This is a genomic window from Paenibacillus sp. FSL H8-0537, from assembly GCF_038051995.1.
GTDB lineage: Bacteria > Bacillota > Bacilli > Paenibacillales > Paenibacillaceae > Pristimantibacillus.
Window position 1 is genome coordinate 1,552,991 of record NZ_CP150290.1, and the last position, 18,955, is coordinate 1,571,945.

The window sequence follows — 18,955 nt, forward strand, 5'->3', positions numbered from 1 at the left end:
ATGCTGTTGGGGAGCGTTTACATCATGAGATATGCAACAAAGCATTTATCCCATACCCTATCAGGAGGTTTTATAAAAATGAGCTATTTTTCTAACATTGGCAAAATTCAATTTGAGGGCAAAGGTTCGGACAATCCGTTTGCATTCAAACACTATAACCCGGAGCAAGTCATTCTTGGCAAAACGATGGAAGAGCACCTGCGCTTCGCTGTTGCTTACTGGCACACTTTTAACGCTAACGGCACAGATCCTTTCGGTTCAGCAACGATGTTCCGCGAGTGGGATAAGCTAGACGGCCTTGACCGTGCGAAAGCACGCGTAGAAGCTAACTTTGAATTCATGGATAAGCTGAACATTCCGTTCTACTGCTTCCATGATGTGGACATCGCTCCAGAAGGCGCTACGCTGCAAGAAACGAACAAAAACCTTGATGTAATCGTAGGCCTATTGAAGGAAAACATGAAAACTTCCGGCAAAAAATTGCTTTGGAACACGGTTAACATGTTCTCGCACCCACGCTTCGTTCATGGCGCTGGCACAACTTGCAACGCTGACGTTTATGCCTATGCTGGTGCACAGCTGAAAAAAGGCCTTGAAGTCGGCAAAGAGCTTGGCGCTGAAAACTATGTTTTCTGGGGCGGCCGCGAAGGCTACGAGACCTTGCTTAACACCGATATGGGCCTCGAACTGGATAACCTGGCACGCCTGTACGAAATGGCGCTTGCATATGCGAAAGAAATCGGCTTCGACGCGCAATTCCTGATCGAGCCAAAACCGAAAGAGCCAACGAAGCACCAATATGACTTTGATGCAGCGACAACGATTTCGTTCCTGCGCAAATACAACCTGCACAACGATTTCAAGCTGAACCTTGAAGCGAACCATGCAACGCTTGCTGGTCATACGTTCGAGCACGAGATCCGCACGGCAGCTATCAACGGCATGCTCGGTTCCCTTGATGCGAACCAAGGCGATCTGCTGCTGGGCTGGGATACAGATGAATTCCCGACTGACCTTTATTCCACTACATTGACTATGTTTGAAGTGCTGAAAGCTGGCGGCATCGGCCGTGGCGGCGTTAACTTTGACGCGAAGGTTCGTCGTGCATCATTCGAAGCGGATGACCTGTTCCTCGGTCACATTGCGGGTATGGACAGCTTTGCATGGGGTCTGAAAGCTGCTGCGAAGCTGACGGAAGAAAAAATTCTTGATGGCATCGTAGACAACCGTTACCGTACGTTCAAAGAAGGCATCGGCGCTGACATCGTTTCCGGTAAAGCAACTTTGGCTTCGCTTGAGCAATACGCGCTGCAAAACAATCCGATCCGTCTAGAGTCCGGTCGTCAAGAGCGCATTAGACTGCAACTGAGCGAAGTTATTTTCAGCGTTTAAGTCGGGAGGACTTCGGCTATGAGCTATGTCATTGGAATAGATTTAGGTACGAGCGCCGTCAAGGCGCTCCTCATTAATAAAGAAGGCACGGTTGCAGGCGAAGCTTCCCGCAGCTACCCGCTTTATCATGAGCACACGGGCTGGAGCGAGCAGAAGCCTGATGATTGGGTAGATGCAACGCTCGAGGCGCTTGGCGAGCTTGCCGCTGCAATTGGGCCAGAAGCAAGCGCGCAAATCGAGGGCATCAGCTTCTCCGGCCAGATGCACGGTCTTGTTCTGCTGAATGGTGCAGGCAATCCGGTGCGCAATGCCATTCTCTGGAATGACACTCGCACAACGGCGCAATGCCGCGAAATCGAGCGTACGCTTGGCGACAAGCTGCTCGGCATTACGCGCAATCCGGCGCTGGAAGGTTTCACGCTGCCGAAAATCCTATGGGTGCGCGAGCATGAGCTTGCTGCTTTCGAACAGGCAGAGCTGTTCCTGCTGCCTAAGGATTATGTACGCTATCGCCTGACAGGCGAGCAGCATATGGATTACTCCGATGCAGCAGGCACGCTGCTGCTGGATGTAGCAGCGAAGCGCTGGAGCGAAGAGGTGCTGGCTGCATTTGAGCTGCCGGCAAGCTTCTGCCCGCCACTCGCTGAGTCGCATGGTCAGACGGGTACGCTGCTTGCTGAATGGGCACAGCGCACAGGACTGCCAGCTACGGTAAAGGTGTTCGCTGGCGGAGCCGACAATGCTTGCGGCGCAATCGGCGCTGGCATTTTGAGCGAAGGCTTGACGCTATGCAGCATAGGAACATCCGGCGTTATTTTGTCCTATGAAAATGACAAAAATAAGGATTTTGCCGGCAAAGTACATTTCTTCAATCACGGCAAGGAAGATTCCTTCTACGCAATGGGCGTGACGCTTGCGGCAGGCTACAGCCTGAGCTGGTTCAAGAAGACGTTCGCGCCGAGTGAATCCTTTGATGAGCTGCTTGCAGGCATCGGGGAAGTGAAGCCGGGAGCAGGCGGTCTGTTGTTTACGCCTTATCTCGTAGGCGAGCGTACGCCGCATCCGGATTCCCTTATTCGTGCCAGCTTTATCGGCGTGGATGGCTCGCATGAGCGGGTTCATTTTGCCCGTGCCGTGATGGAGGGCATTACGTTCTCACTGCATGAATCGGTCGATATGTTCCGTGCGGCTGGCAAAACGGTCGATACGATTGTATCGATTGGCGGGGGAGCGCAAAATCCGGTTTGGCTGCAAATGCAGGCTGACATTTTTGACGCGAAGGTAGTAGCGCTCGAAAACGAGCAGGGCCCTGGCCTCGGCGCAGCGATGCTTGCTGCATACGGCAGTGGCTGGTTTGAAAGCCTGGAGGCTTGTGCAGCGAAGTTTGTGAAGCATGCCGAGCAATATTTGCCGCAGCCTGAAGCTGTTGAAGCGTATAAAGGGCTGTTCCGTATCTATCAGCAGGTTTACACGCAAACGCGCAGTTTGAACGAAGCGTTAGCCGCATACCGCGGTTAGCGAGGTTACCCGCAAGAACACATATGGCTGCCGCTTCTTCTGTTTTTCAGGAGAAGCGGCTTTTTTTATGGAATGAAATAGACATGAATTAGTTATCCAAAGGACAGTTTAGCCATAGCTAGTGCTACAATCGGCATGAGAGAAATTTATAAAAAGGAGAAATATGCACATCCTTGACTTTCCCCTGCAGGGGAAACTGTATAATCCCATTATGTATAGATTGGAGGCGATATTTTGTTTAAAATCAGTGCGTTTTCCAGGCTCAGCAAGGTCTCTCTAAAAACACTGCGCTATTATGACCAGATTGGCATACTAAAGCCGAGAAAGGTGGATTGCGATACTGGCTACCGTTACTATTCCGCAGATCAGCTTCTTGAGCTCAACCGAATCTTATTCTATAAGGAATTGGGTTTCACATTGCCACAAATTACACAATTGCTTCAGGAGGATATTACATTGGAGAATATTCAAGGGATGTTTAAGCTGAAAAGAAGCGAAATCCAGCAAATCCTCGATACGGAACAAGCCAAACTCGTCAGGATTGAGGAGCGTATGCAGCTTATAGAAAAAGAGGGGCAAGTCGAAACAGGGCAAGAAATCAGAATCAAAGCAGAAGGTGCCAGGCAGTTTCTTTTTCAGACAGCATATGGGAGAGAAGAGGACATTCCAGAGTTGTTTCGTAAATTTAATCAGTTATTATCAAAGGAGATTCGCCAATTGACTCAAGGTCCGCAGGTTGTTTTGTGGAAAGAAATAGACGGAAAAGAGGATGAGTTTGAGTTTGAAGTCGGTTATTTTTTAACCTGTGAGCTGCTATTATCTCCAGACCCTTTCCAGCTACGGACTCTTCCTCCTGAGCCGATGATGGCCACAATGGCTTTTCGTTCGAATTCTAACTTTGCTTGTACAGCCTGTGTTCATTTAGCTAGATGGATAGAGAAAAATAACTATCAGATCAAGGAAAACGAGTCTGGCAGGGAAATATATTTACCTTTATCTCCAAAACAAGATGCACAATTCATAGAAATACAAATTCCAATTATAAATAGATAACTGGAGGAGGAGCGGATAGAATTGAAAAACAAACGGATCATCTATGTCCTGGCACTTGCTGTTTTTCTGATCGGAACCATTGAATATATTATTACTGGAGTCATTGAAATGATGGCGGTGGACTTGAAAGTATCTATTTCTGAAGCTGGGCTATTGGTGACTGTATTTGCTCTCGCAGCGGCCATTATCGCTCCGATTCTGATTGCTTTAACGATAAATATGGAGCGCAAGAAGCTGCTCATGGCTACTCTCAGTGTGTTTATTGCCAGCAATGGACTAATGTTTATAAACCTATCTTACGAAACCGTACTATGGTTACGAATTATTCAAGGTGCTAGTGGAGGGATCGCTACTGTAGTAGCCATGGCAGTAGCGACACGACTCGTTGAAAAAGAAAAAAGGGGCAGTGCCATCGGTACTATTTTGATGGGGCTCAGCAGTTCACTTGTGCTTGGTGTTCCAATCGGCACATTCTTTAGTGAGATATTTGGATGGAGAGTTTTATTCATTACGATCGGCTTATTAAGCGTTCTTCCATTGATTATCATCTATAAAAAGGTTCCTTCAATTAAAGAAGAAGAAGCCGTTACCCTTAGGATGCAGCTCTCCATTTTAAAAGATACAAAAATTCTAACTGCCTTGGTTATTACTTTATTTTATATCGGCGGATACTCTACTTTATTCACTTATATTACGCCTTTCTTACAAGCCACATCCTCTCTTTCCATAACCGAAATTAGCGGTGTTCTATTCCTAGCAGGAATTTGCAGCTTTGTCGGATCACAAGTGGGCGGACAATTGGCAGATGCAAAGGGATCGAAATTCACAATTTGTCTTGGACTCCTGTTACAAGGAGCAACTATTCTTTTATTCACTCTAGCCGGTGTCAATCTCTTTGTATTGATTTTGGTTTTAATGATCTTTATGTTAGCAACTTGGAGTATATCCCCTGCTCAGCAGCTGTATCTGGTTACTCTGTTACCTCGAAATCCGGACATTGCCTTAAGCGTAAATACTTCCTTCATCCAATTTGGTTTTGCACTGGGATCTGGATTAGGCGGGCTTGTCATCAGTCGTACATCTGTCCTGTATTTGAATTGGCTGGGTTTTGCCGCTGTCAGCATAGCTTTACTTCTCGCCATCTTACTATTTAAAAAAATTAGCAGTAGGACTGGAATTCCTATTATTACTAAATAAATATGCAAATGAACAAAATAGTACGATCGATTTCATTCATACGATTTTATTTCTGAACTCCAACATATCGCCCCAATCACTGCTTAAAGCTGCTCCAAATCGCCTCCGGCTTTACTCCCAGCTCTCCGGCGATAAGCTCGGCTGTGAGTCGCTGGGGCTTTTTTATTTTGCCGTTGCGAATTTTGGAAATGGTCGTCAAGGAAATGAGCGTGGAGCGGGAAAGCGATGTAGCGGAAATATTTTTGCTTAGCATCAGCATTCTCAGCTTGTAGGAAGGGTCCTCCTCTTGGGCTTGCTGGTTTAGCTCTGTGAGCATGATCAAATAGCTATGAAACGCCTTGTTGCCCGAATAAAAAGGCTTAATCAATGCTTTTGCGGTATCCTTGCCATCTCCGATCTGCATATGCAGCTCCAAATGCTCAATTTTGCCGATGCTTTTGGCCCTTTCCATGATGCGGCGCAGTGGTGCGCGGTGCTGCTCGGCAACCAAATCAAAAATGCTGCGATTCAAAAAGCTGGCCGAGCCTTGGGCAAGCGGAGCGAAATAACGCTTCAGCGAAAAAATGCGGAATTGTTCCGAGATGCCGATGGCCATCATGATTTTATGATCGACAGCGAATTCATCGCCCCAACGCTCGGCAGACACATCCTTGCAGACGAGCATATAATACGTTTGCTCCTCCATTTGAAATTTACGGCAGCTCAGCCGAACGGTCGCCGTCATCGTAGAGCGCGTCGTCAGCTCACAGTCGAACGTCAGCTGATCATCCTCAATAAGCTTCGCCATCAGCTGCCCGAAAGGCTGCGAATCCTTTACGAAATCCTCCGGGTTGACCTCTAGAAGCTCATGCTTTCGATAGCCGGACAGCCCAGTAAAGGCTTTGTTAATATCGCGAATATACCAGCGGTTAAAATCATATTCCACAATCATCATCGGGTCGGCTAGCTGGTAAAAGATCGTATGCATGCTAATAATGCCTCCTTCAATCGGTGGTATATCTAGAGTTAAGTTAGATTACATTAAGGGTTATTAAATATGACATATCTCGTATTTTAAATTATGCAGAAAAAAACTCGAAATGACAACACCCTTTAGTCATACTTCGTTAACAAATTGGGGCAGACTAAAGATAGAGTCAACGCCCGAAAGGAGAAAAAACCGATGAATTCGGCATTATTGTTTGATTTCGGAGATATGACGAGCGCGGGGATGGCCTTTGACACGCTGGAGCAGCTTGGCTATGATCCAGTTCTGCATGAAGGAGGAAGGCTGCATATTCATATGGAGGGTAACGATCTCATTTCTGCGCTTGAGATTATGCAGATGCATGGCGGCCGGCTTATTCAGGAAGCTGCCATTGATGCGAACGCTTACACGGATACTGCCTATTCGCTTGACGGCATCACCATTCCCGCGCATATTGTTAATGAGGATTGGAACGAGGAGCTGTAGCCAGCATTTTTGGCAAAAGAAAAGCGCGGCTTTAGCTGTCTGAGACAGCCATTGCCGCGTTTTTTCCTGCATTGTAGCCTGTTGAGAAGGCCGCAGTAATGTTGTAGCCACCTGTGTAGCCATGAATATCGAGCACCTCGCCGCAAAAATACAGGCCGGAGCTTTGCTTGGAGCCCATCGTCTTCGGATCGATTTCCTTCAAATGGACTCCGCCGCCGGTGACGAAAGCTTCCTCAATGGATAGCGTCCCGTTCACCTTAACGGGGAAAGCTTTGATTTGCTTGGCGAGCGCAAGAAACGGCCCCTTGGGAAGATTGTCGTACGTAATATCGCCGTTGATGCCATTTTGCTGAAGCAGAAAATCCAGCAGCCGTTCCTGCAAATAGCCGCGAAGCACATTTTTAATCGCTTTTTTAGACTCCAGCTTCGCCATTTGCATCATTTCCTCATAAACGTCGGCTTCGGAGCGCCCCGGCAGCAGGTCGATTGTGAGAAGTACGGTTGCAGCTTCCCTAGCTTCGCTTCCTAAGTGCTCTGCCGCATCTAAAGCGTCTGTGCCCCCTATTCTGCCATTTGCTGCGCTGATGCCTTGAGCGGCGCCAGAAGCGCGCTGCTCTTTGCTTGCCGCCTGTTTGAGCGCTTTGACGACGAATTGGCTGCATCTAAGGGCGGTTGGGCCGGATAAGCCGAAGTGGGTGAAGATCATGTCACCCTCATGGGTGATCAATTTTTTGCCTTTCGCATTCCACACCGTTAGCTCTACCTCGCGCAGTGAAATGCCCTGTAGCGTTTTGCTGCGTATCCAAGGCTCGGAGGAGGTGAGAGGCACTTCTGTCGGATACAGCTCAGTAATGGTATGCCCGCCGCTGATAGCCCAAGGATAGCCGTCTCCAGTGGAGCCGGTATGGGGGACGGATTTGCCGCCCGTAGCGATGATGATGGCTTTCGCCGCGAGCTTTTCACCATTTTGCAGCAACAGTCCTTGTACGGCACCGTCCGCGTAAAGGACCTCACGCACGGGTGTATTTGTTCGAATGTCCACCCCTTGCTCCCGAACTTTGCGGATGAGCGCATCGACGACCGTTTTGGCTTTGTCAGAAACCGGAAACATTCGGCCTCGGTCTTCCTCCTTCAAGGCAATGCCCATCCCTTCGAAAAAAGCGATAATATCGCGATTGCCAAACGCATTTAGCGCACTGAATAAAAACTTTCCGTTTCCAGGTATATGTTGGATGAGCTGATCCATCTCTTTTGCATTCGTCACATTACAGCGTCCGCCTCCGGAAATGCCGAGCTTGCGCCCAAGCTTGTCTCCTTTATCAACGAGAAGAACAGAGGCTCCGTGCGCGCTTGCAGCTACCGCTGCCATTAGACCGGAGGGACCTCCGCCAACAATTATAATATCGTACATGATTCACTCAGCCTTTCTTTCTGCAATCTTGTTTATTGTACCATTCTTCGGACGAAATATTGAGTTATAATAGAACATAATTCATCAGCTGGAGGTGCCTTGGATGATTCGTATGGAATGGACGTTTCAGGGTTATGGGGATACCGAACTATACGTAAGAGAATGGAAGCCAGAAAAGGAGCGTCCAAAGGGCGTTTTATGTCTCATACATGGGATGGGAGAGCATGGTGAACGTTATCGTTCATATGCGGCGAGGCTCGTAGCAGCTCAATATGCTGTAATCGCTCTTGATCAGCAGGGCCATGGCCGTTCTTCTGGGCCAAGGGGGCATTTGCCTTCTGTAGATGATGCGGCAGCCTACGCCGCCATGCTGGTGGAGCAGGCTGCGGAGCGCCATCCAGGGCTGCCACTCTTTCTTTACGGGCACAGCATGGGCGGCAACATCGCGATGAATTGCGCACTGCGGCTCCAGCCTGCAGTGAAGGCGCTCGTGCTGTCCAGTCCGTGGCTAAGGCTGGCCTTTACGCCACCACGTGCCCAGCTTTGGCTGGGGAAGCGGCTCGCGGCCATTTGGCCAGGGCTGCCGCAATCGACGGGACTTAAGAGCGGGGAGTTGTACCGCCGAGGTTATGAGGAGGCCGTGCATATGGAAGGAGACCCGCTGTGCCATTCCCGCATTACGGTTAAAACCTTTCTGAATCTCCATGATTCAGGTGAATGGGCAATAGCCAATTGCAGGCAGCTCCAAGTGCCGCTGCTGCTCATACACGGCGCAGCTGACAAGATCACCTCACATGAAGCAAGCGAGAAAGTGGCGCAGCGGCTTGGCGAGGCATGTACTTTTGTTTCTTGGTCTGACGGCTATCATGAACTTCATAATGATTTGGAAGCACAGCGTTTTATTGAAGTGGTGACGAACTGGCTGGATAGGCATACAGATGAAAATAAGGATCACGCAATTTAATCTATATAAGTTGAACTAAAGGAATTCATTTCCACACTGTCGAATATAAGAAACATAACTTAAAAGCGATGGTGAAATCATGGAAATGACACAAGCGTTAACTGAAATTGAATCCTTAATGAAAAAAGAAAAAGAGCGACGAATGTTTGAGCGTTATCAAGCTATTGTTCTGTATTTGAAAGGGAAGAATGCAAAAGAAATCGCAGAGATCATAGGCAGAACGGAACGAACGGTCTATAAATATATGCGTGCGTACCGCGAAGCAGGTGTAACTGGACTGCAAATCCACTATTCAACAGGAGCGCCAGAGCGGCTGACCAAAGAACAACAGGAGCAACTGAAAGCGACGATCGTCTCCTCGGTTCCACACGAAGTAGGCTTTGAAAGTAAATACAGCTGGACGCTCTACCTTATTGGCCAATATATCAAGCGGGAGTTCGGTCCGTCCTATTCGCTTCGTGGCATTTCCAAAATGGCACACCGCCTTGGGCTCAGCTACACCAAACCCACGTATACGTTAGCTGCTGCGGATGAAGCCAAGCAACAGGTCTTTACAGAAGAGACGTTTCCTGCTTTGAAAAAAGACTAATGAACGAAGACATTGCTCATTTACTCTTCGAAGACGAGTCCATGATCCGGGATTACCAAGCGCTTCAGCATACATGGTTTCTCAAAGGCAAGCAACGCAACATCCAGACCACAGGCAAACATCGCGGCGTCAAATTGTTGGCTGTACTGGATTATACGACGGGTCAAATTCTCTGGAAAGAAGATGAGCAGTATAACGCAGAGACATTTCTATCGTTTCTACAAATGGTGGTCGAAGCGTATCCCAAAGGAAAGATGGTTATGGTACTGGACAATGCTCGCATTCATCATGCGAAATTGCTTCAACCCTTTCTGGAAGATCACAAAGAGCGTCTTGAATTGGTTTTCTTACCACCGTATAGTCCGCAATTGAACCTGGTGGAGGGACTTTGGAAATGGCTGAAATCGGATGTTATTAACAACGTGTTTTTCCATACCGTCTCAGAGATCCGCAAAAAAGTTGCTGCGTTTATGCAAAACATAGCTCTCGATACTCAGACGATTATTGATCGTCTTTGTCTTCGTTTAGAAGACGATCAACTCACTGAATATATCTAGTTCAACTTATATAGTAAGCGATTAGGGGGGGAGACCTGTCGTTCGTGTTGAAAGAATTGCTGTTACAATTCGTAATCTCACTTATTCCCGTATTTTCCTTTCAGCTCTGGCATTATAAGCAGCGCAAGGAAAACCATATTCGAGTGTTTATAACGGCTGCAAGTGCAATCGCAATGGTTGCGTGCATGGCGGTTTCGACGGATTTTAATGGATATGAGCTGAATTTCCGCTTCGTTCCGTTTATTTTGGGCTCTTTATACGGAGGGGTATATGGTGCCCTTATTCTTGATCTGCTTTATATTATCCTTAGAGTGCCAGCGCTTGACACCGATGCGGAAAAAATGGTTTTTGTCTTTTTCATGTTTGTTCACGTACCTATTATATTGTTCTTTGCCAAGCGATTCAGCAAGAAGCCCTTGCATCGAAAGCGGCTCATAGGCGTTAAATCGATAGCGCCAATCTCCGTCTACATATCCTTAATATTTGTCATGTTTATGATGAATGAGGGCTTTTACTGGTCAACTGAGCTTGTTGCGGTATTCGGTTTATTGTTAATTGGCTCAATCGTTGCCATTTGGTTGTCTATTTTTATTGTGGAGAAATTTGTTGAAAACTCACAGCTGCAGCTGGAGCTCAAAAATGTTTCGTCCAGCTATCGGCTGGAAGTAGAAAAACAGCAGCAGTTCATCGATGAAATGCTGCTGGCGATTTTATTCACAGATGAGCGTGGCGTCATCACGCATTTGAATGCGAAGGGCAAGGAGCTGTTCCAGCGGCAGCTTGAGGCAAGCGGAGATTTATTTTCAGGAAACGTACGTATGGACACCTTTTTTGCTGCAAAAGAGGACGGTTCCTATATCAAGCTGCTTGAGGATGCGCTCGCTGGAGCCAAGAGCAGTAAAGGACCACACACGGAAGAGGGCAAAACGCTGCTCAAGACAGCATTCGCCATCCGGAGGCAGGAGGATCATTCCATTGTGGGAGCTGCCCTTATTGTCCAAGATGTAACGGAGCTTACGCTGCTGCGCGATGAGCTGGGACGAATGGAGCGCCTTAGTCTGATTGGACAAATGGCTGCAAGCATTACCCATGAGATCCGCAATCCGATGGCGGTAATACGGGGATTTATGCAGCTGATGCGGGAGCGGAGCCGGCTGAATGAGCAGCAGTATTACCAGATCGTTATGGAGGAGCTGGACCGGGCGAATACGATCATTAGCGACTTCTTATCATTGGCGCAAAATCGTTCCGTCCCGATGCAGAAGCATTCCTTGCAGACGATAATCATGGAAATATTGCCGCTGCTTGAGGCGGACGCCAATCTTAGAGGACAGGTTGTGCAAACGGAGCTTGCCGATGATTTGCCCGCCTTTCTTATGTCTGACAAGGAAATGAAGCAGCTGCTTATAAATCTAGTGCGCAACGGCATGGAGGCGATGGAGGAAAAGGGCGTTCTGCACATATTTACTTGCTATCTCCCTCTGGAAAATAAAGTGGTGCTTCGGATTCGTGATAATGGCGTAGGTATTCCAGCAGATCAGATGAGCCAGCTGTTTAAGCCTTTTTATACGACGAAGTCCAAAGGAACGGGACTTGGGCTGCCGCTTTGCCTCAGCATTGCTGAAAGGCATAATGGCAAGCTGGAGGTGGAGTCCGAGGAAGGGGAAGGAACGACGTTCCTTTTAACCTTTATGCTGGGAGAAACGGATATTTAGTTAGCGTTCTAATGCTCTAATAACATAATGGAAACTAAACCTGCACATACTACCTTTGCCTGTCAGTCATAAAAGACGGATGAAGGAGGAGAATACATGGAGCGCAATCATGCGAAGTCTGAACAATCCCTGCAGCAGGAGCAGCAAGATGCTGAAAATGCCAAAAAGCGCAAAGGGACTTCTCAGGCCGAAGCCGGTTTCGACAAGAAGCTGGACGGCCCGAATCGCCCGTCTGTCTAACGAGGCAAGCGGCGAAGGCTGCTCGCCGGCAGCTGGGAGCAGAAGGAGTGCGGAATCTTAGAGCAGCAGCTGTGACATGGACGGCTGTTGCTTTATTTTCCTAACCAGCGTTATAATAGTAACTAAATTTATGTTATCAAAAAGGAGTGTATTTCAGTGTCCATGTCATTTGAGAGATACATGCTCGATATGGTTCAACCGATGCGTGATGATTTGACGCGTCTTGGCATTCAAGAGCTTCGCACACCCGAGGATGTGGAGCAAAATCTTCCTGAATCCAAAGGTACAGCGCTTGTAGTCGTAAACTCCGTTTGCGGCTGTGCAGCAGGCCAGTGCCGCCCAGGTGTAGCGGAAGCGCTGCAGCATGATATTACACCAGATCATTTGTTTACAGTATTTGCTGGACAGGATAAAGAAGCAACGGCTAAAGCTCGCGAATACTTTGCGCCGTACCCGCCTTCTTCTCCATCCATTGCGCTAATGAAGGACGGAGAGCTTGTTCATTTCATTGAGCGTCATCAAATCGAGAACCGTTCCGCGTCGGATATTGCAGCCGATCTGGCTGATGCGTTCGATCGGTTCTGCCGCTAAGGGCAGGAGGAACTATGAGCTTACAAGCAGATATTATAAAAAGACTTGGCGTTAAGCCAGTCATTGATGTAGAACAGGAAATCCGCACCCGCGTTGATTTCCTCAAAAAATATGTATTGGACTCTCATACGACAGGCCTGTTGATCGCCATTAGCGGCGGCATCGACAGCGCAGTAGCAGCGGGCCTTTGCAAAAAAGCGACCGATGAGCTGACAGCTGAAACCGGTCGCGACTATATGACGCTTGGCGTTTACCAGCCTTACAGCGAGCAGTCGGATATTTCCGACAGCTACGCGGTATCTGAGGCATTCGGTATTACGAAAACCGTAGAAACGAACATTGGCGAAGCGGTAGACGAAATCGCCATAGAGACGGAGCACGGCTTGAAGAGTATCGGTATCCATCGTCATATTAGCCGCGGCGGCAAAGGCAATGTGAAGGCAAGAACGCGTATGGTTGTCCAATATGCGCTTGCCTTTGACCTCAATTTGCTCGTTGTTGGTACGGATCATGCATCCGAAGCCATAACAGGCTTTTATACAAAATGGGGCGACGGGGCCGTTGATATTACGCCGCTCAGCTCACTGAACAAACGTCAAGTACGCCAGCTTGCCTCGCACCTTGGCGTGCCGAAGAGCATTCTCGACAAAGCGCCATCTGCTGGTTTATGGGAAGGGCAGACTGATGAGGATGAGCTTGGCATTAGCTACGATGACAACAGCGATTATTTGGAAGGCAAGGAAATTGGTGCTGAGGCAAAGGAAAAGCTGGAGAAGCAATACCAGAAAACCGAGCACAAGCGCGCGCCTATTCCTGGCATTTAATTAAAAACGTATCATTTAGAAGCTTGTCCGCTGCAAAAGCGGGCAAGCTTCTGTTATTATGGAGCAAATACGTTGTAGGGAAGAGTACATATACGAAAGTAATCATTGAAGGCAGGCGAGGCAATGATAGTAGGAATTGGTCATGATATAACGGACATGAGCAGAATGCAGACGATACTTACCGGCAGCTCGGCGGGGAGATTTTTGCAGCGGATTTTGACAGAGCAGGAGCTTAAGCTGGCTGAGAGTTATGAAGGGAAACGGAAGGTTCAATTCGCATCGGGCCGTTTTGCGGCGAAGGAAGCGGTGGTCAAGGCGTTTGGCTGTGGCATCGGAAGCATTATTGGCTTTGGCGATATTAATATTTTACGTTCAGAATCTGGAAAGCCAGAATGTGTATTGTCAGAAGCGGCATGGCAGAGGCTTGGATTATCCGCTGCCGCAGTGCGCGTTCATATTACGATTACGCATGACCGGGAGCTGGCATCTGCCGTTGCCATCGTCGAACAGCTAGCCTAATTACGCTGCTTATTGTAGCAAAATAGTTAGTTATACAAGATTATGCTACGAATTGTAATGTTGATGTCAACTTTGTCATTATCAGGGGGCTATTTGCCGATAAAGATAAGGAGACTGAATTTAGGGTATTGAAGCCGCCGCTATCATTCGGCACGTTCTATATACAGCATGTGTTGGCAGCAGGCTTGCTCGCCGCCTATCGATGGCGGCGGACAAGCCTGCTCGTCTATTTCTTGCCAGCTAGCCAAGCGGCGAGTCCAGCGATTTCTTCGCTTGTGAGACGATCCTTGAACGACGGCATGGAGCCTTCGCCATTTTCCAATTGCTTCACTATGTCTGCCTCGCTCATCCGGGCTCCAACCTTCTGCAGATTGGTCTGAGTCCCCATGCGGCCTTGCAGGTCCGTGCCGTGGCAGCTGATGCAGTTGGATTTATAGACAGAGGCTGTGCCGTCAGGTGCATCCATATGCGGCGTTGCTTTCGTTCCCGGCTGTGACGTGCCGCCGCAGGCAGCAAGCAGGGCTGTAGTCAGGGCTGCAAGCAGCAGCATTTTGACCCAGACAGATAGAGAATTACGTAACATTTGGGTTCCTCCCATTTATCCATATTAGGAAATCATAGAGATAGTATAGCGGATTGCTTGCTGCAACTTCCATAGGATTTTGCCAAGGGGGGCGCTATAATAGAAAAGACTAACAAGAAAATACGACAAGAGATCGGTAGGCATGGAAGATATATGGAAATAACTGGCGAACATATGCTCAACCAACAGTTTAAGCAGTTAAAGGTTGATGTGATGGTGGCATCCTATACGAAAAGTCCAGCAGGCTGGATAATGAGGCGGGTGGAGCCTGACTATTTCTGCTTATGCTACGTCGATAAAGGTGAAGGTTGGCTGGAAATAAACGAGTCCAAATATAAGGTCAGCGCCGGGCGGCTGTATTTGCTGCGTCCAGGCTGGGCAAGAAGGTACGGCTCGCTGGGTGAAAATCATTTTATTCATTATTGGTGTCTTTTCCGCGCGGAGATGGCTGCCGAATCCTATACCCATTTAGCCCATTTGCCGCTGGAGGTTGAAATGAAGGACGCGCAGGTTGTCAAGCAGCTGTTTACGAAAATGCTGGCGGCGCAGGAAGAAAGCGACCTTACGGGTGAACTGCGGACGAAGGCTGTGCTTTTCGAGCTGCTTGCGCTGTTCATGGAGAACAGTCGGACGCAAAACACGACCTTGCTGCAGCTGTCGGAGCATGAACACTGGAATGAAGTGCTTGTCTATGATGAAGTGCTTAATTTTATTGAGGCAAATTTGCAATATCAAATTCCAATTGGCGTGCTGGCCAGGCTGGCAGACCTATCGCCTGTGGATTTTCATGCTGCGTTTAAAAATAAAGTCGGCTGCTCGCTCGTTCAATACATCACGCAGCGGAGAATTGCGACAGCCAAGAAGCTGCTGCGCACGACAAGCTTGCCGATTGCCGCTATTGCTGCGGAGGTTGGCATGCTTAATCATTATTTGTCGCGGTTGTTCAAGCAGCAGACGGGCATTACCCCTTCGGAATACCGCCGAATTATTTGCAGCAGCGCCTGGCAGGAAGCCGGACAAACAGATCGAGAGGAGTACAGAAATACATGACAGCGGAAGCAAAACAACATTTTAGCAGAGAACTGCTGCATTGGTACCAGAGAGGCAATCGCGATTTGCCATGGCGTAAAAGCCGCGACCCTTACCGGATATGGGTATCGGAAATTATGCTTCAGCAAACGAGAGTCGATACGGTTATTCCCTATTACGAACGGTTTATGGCAAAATTTCCATCGGTTCAGGCGCTTGCTGAAGCGCCCGAGCCCGAGGTGCTTAAGTGCTGGGAAGGGCTTGGCTATTACTCGCGGGCGCGGAATTTGCAAGCGGGAGCGCGCCAAGTAATGGAGCTGCATCAAGGACAGGTGCCGGATGATAAAACAGCCGTCGCTGCTTTGAAAGGCGTGGGGCCTTATACGAGCGGTGCAATTATGAGCATCGCCTTTAATCGGCCTGAGCCAGCTGTAGATGGCAACGTCATGCGCGTGCTGTCCCGTTATTTTGCGCTGGAGGATGATATTGCAAAGCTGGCCACGCGGGTGAAAATCGAAAAGCTCGCCGCCGAGCTGATTCCTGAAGGCGCAGCAGGCGACTTCAATCAAGCTCTAATGGAGCTGGGTGCGCTCGTCTGTACGCCAAAGTCTCCTAGCTGCCTGCCATGTCCGGTGATGGAGCATTGTGAAGCTCGAATCGAAGGACGCGAGACGGAGCTGCCTATTAAATCGAAGGCGAAGCCGCCACGGCCAGAAGCTCGAATTGGCGTCATTGTTGAAGGCTCAGGCGCGCATGCGGGCAAGGTGCTTGTCCGGCAGCGTCCGGCTACCGGGCTGCTTGCGCAAATGTGGGAGCTGCCGCATTTGCTTGTGCCGAAGGAGCTGGAATTGCTGCTTCATTTCAGCGAGGAGCAACTGACGGAGCAAGCACCGCTTGGCGGGCTGCTGACCGAGGCGGTCGTAGGCGATACGGGCTTGCTTATTCGTCCTCACCGCCAGCTGATGGACGCCGATCATATTTTCAGCCATATCCATTGGAAAATGAGAGTTTATAAGGCGGATCTAGGTGCGATGAAGATGGGCGCAGAAGTGCCAATGGCGCAAATGGCTGCTGAAGCTGCGGCTGTCTATACAGCTGCTGGAAAGCAGCTGGAAGAGCAGGTGGACACTGAGCAGGGGGAGCAATTAAAGCAGCAGGAAGAGCTTCCCGAGCCGTATCGCTGGATTGGGCCGGAGCATATGGATGAGCTGGCATTTCCGAATTTATTTTTGAAAATTTTACGCGATTATTGGAATCAGGATTTGTAAAACCGAAGGGAGAGCTTTGGAATGAGTGATAGGTTGAAGCAGCTGCTTGAGCACAAAATCGTAGCGATTCTTAGAGGAATCGAGGATCGCCATGCTGATGCTGCAGGACAGGCATTAATAGACGGCGGTATCCGCCTGATGGAAATTACGCTGAATACGCAGGGCGCTACAACGATGATTCATCGCTGGCGCACCAAATTTGACGATCAAGCGATTGTCGGCGCAGGTACGGTGCTGGACCTTAAGATGGCGCAGGAGGCAGTGGCTGCGGGGGCGCAGTTTATCATTTCGCCGAATCTCGATGAGGAGGTTATTGCTTACGGCGCGGAGCATGGCGTATCTGTATGGCCTGGCGTTATGACGCCTACCGAAATCGTCAAAGCTTGGAAAGCTGGGGCGGAAGCGGTCAAGCTGTTCCCGATGGGGACGCTTGGCACTAAATATTTGGCGGAGATTCGCGGCCCGTTGGACCATATTCCTATTATGGCGACAGGTGGAGCGGATCTGCATAATCTCGGCGAATATTTTGGAGCTGGGGCGAATGCCGTCGGTCTGGGCGGCAAGCTCGTTAACCTAGAGTGGGTACGCGAAGGCAAGCTCGAGCTAGTTACGGAGCGGGCGCGGCAGTTCGTTGATGCGGTGAGCAAGCTTTAATATGGGTTAGCGGGCGGTTAGCCCAAAGAGTTTATTCTCTATTATAGTTTTCTATCATCTACTGGGAGTAATAAATAAAAGGGCCTGCGGCAACAACGGCCGCAGGCTGCAAGAGAGAATATATAATAAAGGGGGGTCATAAAGCTAGTATAATTGGATAAGATGAATATAACCTGAGCGATATATTACAGTTAGATTACAAGAAGGAAATCGCTTACAAAAAAGGTGGGTGAGCATGATGCGTTTTTCCATTTGGAAACCGGCGGTCATCGCAGCAGCGGTGTTAGGCACGCTTTATTTTACAATGAAGCCGGAGTGGCTGCCTGTATTCGCTGCATCGGAGCAGCAGGGCCAAGGCAGCGGAACGATCAGTCAATTGGAGCAGGAAATAGCCGCACATTTTAAAAATAGAGAAGAGCATTTTACGCTTCAATATAATGGGGACAGCAGCAAGCTGTCGGCAGAGCTTAAATCGATTATTGACCGCGCGATGGCGAAGGATGATTATACGGCGTATATTTTGGAATCGTATGTGTATACGACGCGCAGTCTTGGTACTCGCTCAACGATCAAGATGGAGGCGAGCTACCGGGAATCAAAGGTGCAGACGGCTGAGGTGGACCGTGTGGTTGCGCAGCAGCTTAAGAAGCTGGTGACTGCTGGCATGAATGACCATTTGAAGGTGAAGGCCATACATGACTGGATTGTGGGCAAGCTGCGGTACGACCAGTCGCTGACTCAATATACCGCTTATGAAGCACTTACTACTGGGAGTGCCGTATGTCAGGGCTACGCGCTGCTTGCCTACAAAATGCTGAGTGAAGCAGGCATAACGACGAAGATTGCCGAGGGTACAGTTGATACAGGTGATCATGCGTGGAATATGGTTAAGCTCGGCGGGAATTGGTACCATCTTGATGTGACATGGGATGATCCGGTCTCGACTGATCCTGCGGCGCCAGCTGATACGATCCAGTACAGCTACTATTTGAAGACGGACAAGGAAATGCGTCATGACCATCAATGGAAAAAAAGCTATCCGGCTGCGAATACTTCGTATGCCGCAGAGCTAGACAAGCTTGAGAAGAAAGGCGGTTCTGCCGCAGCTTCTTACAAAAAGCTTGGGCAGCAGCTTGGCTTCCAATGGCTGAAGCCGGAAAACATCGTCGCTGATCGGGCTGCGCTGACCGAAAAAATTCGCGCTGGCGTCAAGCGCGGAGCGGCCAGCCTTGAGTTTCGCTATATGAAGGGCGCTACATTTTCCGCCGATCTCAAAAGCGCCGTAGCTGCGCTGAATGTGCCGATTGGCTACTCTGCACGCTATGAGCCTTATTTGCATGATGGCTCGCAGCTGGTGAAATTGCAGCTGTCGTATTGATTGAACCCTATACAAGCCGC

General features: G+C 49.0%; 19 protein-coding genes. 16 read left to right on the plus strand and 3 right to left on the minus strand.

What is annotated here, in order from left to right; translation table 11 throughout:
• The first annotated feature begins 78 nt into the window (after positions 1 to 78).
• From xylA to MHB80_RS06325, 4 genes are all read left to right on the plus strand, one after another.
• Complete coding sequence (xylA, locus tag MHB80_RS06310; RefSeq protein ID WP_341281374.1) at positions 79 to 1,392, plus strand: xylose isomerase; 1,314 nt, start codon at positions 79 to 81, stop codon at positions 1,390 to 1,392.
• An 18-nt stretch (positions 1,393 to 1,410) separates the two neighbouring features.
• Positions 1,411 to 2,910: a xylulokinase gene (xylB, locus tag MHB80_RS06315; RefSeq protein ID WP_341281375.1), complete on the plus strand. Its 1,500-nt coding sequence runs from the start codon at positions 1,411 to 1,413 to the stop codon at positions 2,908 to 2,910.
• 234 nt (positions 2,911 to 3,144) lie between these two features.
• The gene (locus MHB80_RS06320; RefSeq protein ID WP_341281376.1) at positions 3,145 to 3,963 is read left to right on the plus strand and encodes a helix-turn-helix domain-containing protein; all 819 of its coding nucleotides are present in this window, start codon (positions 3,145 to 3,147) and stop codon (positions 3,961 to 3,963) included.
• Positions 3,964 to 3,984: 21 nt separating this feature from the next.
• A complete protein-coding gene (locus MHB80_RS06325; protein WP_341281377.1) occupies positions 3,985 to 5,160 on the plus strand; it encodes an MFS transporter in 1,176 nt (391 codons plus the stop codon).
• 76 nt (positions 5,161 to 5,236) lie between these two features.
• Here the strand turns inward: MHB80_RS06325 and MHB80_RS06330 are convergent, their stop codons facing one another.
• Positions 5,237 to 6,127, minus strand: coding sequence for a helix-turn-helix domain-containing protein (locus MHB80_RS06330; RefSeq protein ID WP_341281378.1), 891 nt, complete (start codon positions 6,125 to 6,127; stop codon positions 5,237 to 5,239).
• 195 nt (positions 6,128 to 6,322) lie between these two features.
• Here MHB80_RS06330 and MHB80_RS06335 point away from each other — a divergent pair, with 195 nt between their 5' ends.
• Positions 6,323 to 6,613, plus strand: a complete 291-nt coding sequence (locus MHB80_RS06335; RefSeq protein WP_341281379.1) for a hypothetical protein — start codon at positions 6,323 to 6,325, stop codon at positions 6,611 to 6,613.
• Between the two features lie 31 nt (positions 6,614 to 6,644).
• Here MHB80_RS06335 and MHB80_RS06340 read toward each other — a convergent pair whose 3' ends face one another.
• Positions 6,645 to 8,027 carry an NAD(P)/FAD-dependent oxidoreductase gene (locus MHB80_RS06340; protein WP_341282877.1) on the minus strand — a complete coding sequence of 461 codons (1,383 nt, stop codon included), beginning with the start codon at positions 8,025 to 8,027 and terminating at the stop codon, positions 6,645 to 6,647.
• Positions 8,028 to 8,127: 100 nt separating this feature from the next.
• Here MHB80_RS06340 and MHB80_RS06345 point away from each other — a divergent pair, with 100 nt between their 5' ends.
• From MHB80_RS06345 to acpS, 7 genes are all read left to right on the plus strand, one after another.
• Positions 8,128 to 8,988: a lysophospholipase gene (locus tag MHB80_RS06345; protein WP_341281380.1), complete on the plus strand. Its 861-nt coding sequence runs from the start codon at positions 8,128 to 8,130 to the stop codon at positions 8,986 to 8,988.
• Positions 8,989 to 9,073: 85 nt separating this feature from the next.
• Positions 9,074 to 10,134 (plus strand): IS630 family transposase gene (locus MHB80_RS06350; protein WP_341282878.1). Its coding sequence is split into 2 segments (ribosomal slippage): positions 9,074 to 9,571 and positions 9,574 to 10,134, totalling 1,059 coding nucleotides; the frame shifts between segments, so codons are not numbered across the junction.
• A 44-nt stretch (positions 10,135 to 10,178) separates the two neighbouring features.
• Entirely contained in the window at positions 10,179 to 11,849 is a 1,671-nt protein-coding gene (locus MHB80_RS06355) for an ATP-binding protein (RefSeq protein WP_341281381.1), read from the plus strand.
• A 96-nt stretch (positions 11,850 to 11,945) separates the two neighbouring features.
• Positions 11,946 to 12,089 carry a hypothetical protein gene (locus MHB80_RS06360; RefSeq protein ID WP_341281382.1) on the plus strand — a complete coding sequence of 48 codons (144 nt, stop codon included), beginning with the start codon at positions 11,946 to 11,948 and terminating at the stop codon, positions 12,087 to 12,089.
• 156 nt (positions 12,090 to 12,245) lie between these two features.
• On the plus strand, positions 12,246 to 12,680 hold the full coding sequence (locus tag MHB80_RS06365; RefSeq protein ID WP_046228930.1) for a BrxA/BrxB family bacilliredoxin: 435 nt from the start codon (positions 12,246 to 12,248) through the stop codon (positions 12,678 to 12,680).
• Positions 12,681 to 12,694: 14 nt separating this feature from the next.
• Complete coding sequence (nadE, locus tag MHB80_RS06370) at positions 12,695 to 13,504, plus strand: ammonia-dependent NAD(+) synthetase (RefSeq protein WP_341281383.1); 810 nt, start codon at positions 12,695 to 12,697, stop codon at positions 13,502 to 13,504.
• A gap of 123 nt (positions 13,505 to 13,627) precedes the next feature.
• A complete protein-coding gene (gene acpS / locus MHB80_RS06375) occupies positions 13,628 to 14,023 on the plus strand; it encodes a holo-ACP synthase (RefSeq protein WP_341281384.1) in 396 nt (131 codons plus the stop codon).
• A gap of 226 nt (positions 14,024 to 14,249) precedes the next feature.
• Here the strand turns inward: acpS and MHB80_RS06380 are convergent, their stop codons facing one another.
• Positions 14,250 to 14,606, minus strand: a complete 357-nt coding sequence (locus MHB80_RS06380) for a cytochrome c (protein ID WP_341281385.1) — start codon at positions 14,604 to 14,606, stop codon at positions 14,250 to 14,252.
• 153 nt (positions 14,607 to 14,759) lie between these two features.
• On the opposite strand from MHB80_RS06380, the gene MHB80_RS06385 reads away from it, so the two are divergent.
• From MHB80_RS06385 to MHB80_RS06400, 4 genes are all read left to right on the plus strand, one after another.
• Entirely contained in the window at positions 14,760 to 15,656 is an 897-nt protein-coding gene (locus MHB80_RS06385) for an AraC family transcriptional regulator (RefSeq protein WP_341281386.1), read from the plus strand.
• Positions 15,653 to 16,903 carry an A/G-specific adenine glycosylase gene (mutY, locus tag MHB80_RS06390; RefSeq protein WP_341281387.1) on the plus strand — a complete coding sequence of 417 codons (1,251 nt, stop codon included), beginning with the start codon at positions 15,653 to 15,655 and terminating at the stop codon, positions 16,901 to 16,903. Before MHB80_RS06385 ends, mutY begins: the two co-directional genes overlap by 4 nt.
• 21 nt (positions 16,904 to 16,924) lie before the next feature.
• A complete protein-coding gene (locus tag MHB80_RS06395; RefSeq protein ID WP_341281388.1) occupies positions 16,925 to 17,557 on the plus strand; it encodes a bifunctional 4-hydroxy-2-oxoglutarate aldolase/2-dehydro-3-deoxy-phosphogluconate aldolase in 633 nt (210 codons plus the stop codon).
• A gap of 235 nt (positions 17,558 to 17,792) precedes the next feature.
• Positions 17,793 to 18,935 (plus strand): transglutaminase domain-containing protein, encoded by a 1,143-nt coding sequence (locus tag MHB80_RS06400; RefSeq protein WP_341281389.1) that lies wholly within the window; start codon positions 17,793 to 17,795, stop codon positions 18,933 to 18,935.
• Positions 18,936 to 18,955 lie beyond the last annotated feature (20 nt).

Bases quoted from the DNA above. Each gene is read 5' to 3' on its own strand.
- xylB (WP_341281375.1), top strand. From the start codon at position 1,411: ATGAGCTATGTCATTGGAATAGATTTAGGTACGAGCGCCGTCAAGGCG.
- MHB80_RS06330 (WP_341281378.1), bottom strand. From the start codon at position 6,127: ATGCATACGATCTTTTACCAGCTAGCCGACCCGATGATGATTGTGGAA.
- MHB80_RS06360 (WP_341281382.1), top strand. From the start codon at position 11,946: ATGGAGCGCAATCATGCGAAGTCTGAACAATCCCTGCAGCAGGAGCAG.
- MHB80_RS06335 (WP_341281379.1), top strand. From the start codon at position 6,323: ATGAATTCGGCATTATTGTTTGATTTCGGAGATATGACGAGCGCGGGG.
- MHB80_RS06395 (WP_341281388.1), top strand. From the start codon at position 16,925: ATGAGTGATAGGTTGAAGCAGCTGCTTGAGCACAAAATCGTAGCGATT.
- nadE (WP_341281383.1), top strand. From the start codon at position 12,695: ATGAGCTTACAAGCAGATATTATAAAAAGACTTGGCGTTAAGCCAGTC.
- MHB80_RS06385 (WP_341281386.1), top strand. From the start codon at position 14,760: ATGGAAATAACTGGCGAACATATGCTCAACCAACAGTTTAAGCAGTTA.
- xylA (WP_341281374.1), top strand. From the start codon at position 79: ATGAGCTATTTTTCTAACATTGGCAAAATTCAATTTGAGGGCAAAGGT.
- MHB80_RS06400 (WP_341281389.1), top strand. From the start codon at position 17,793: ATGATGCGTTTTTCCATTTGGAAACCGGCGGTCATCGCAGCAGCGGTG.
- acpS (WP_341281384.1), top strand. From the start codon at position 13,628: ATGATAGTAGGAATTGGTCATGATATAACGGACATGAGCAGAATGCAG.
- MHB80_RS06345 (WP_341281380.1), top strand. From the start codon at position 8,128: ATGATTCGTATGGAATGGACGTTTCAGGGTTATGGGGATACCGAACTA.
- mutY (WP_341281387.1), top strand. From the start codon at position 15,653: ATGACAGCGGAAGCAAAACAACATTTTAGCAGAGAACTGCTGCATTGG.
- MHB80_RS06380 (WP_341281385.1), bottom strand. From the start codon at position 14,606: ATGTTACGTAATTCTCTATCTGTCTGGGTCAAAATGCTGCTGCTTGCA.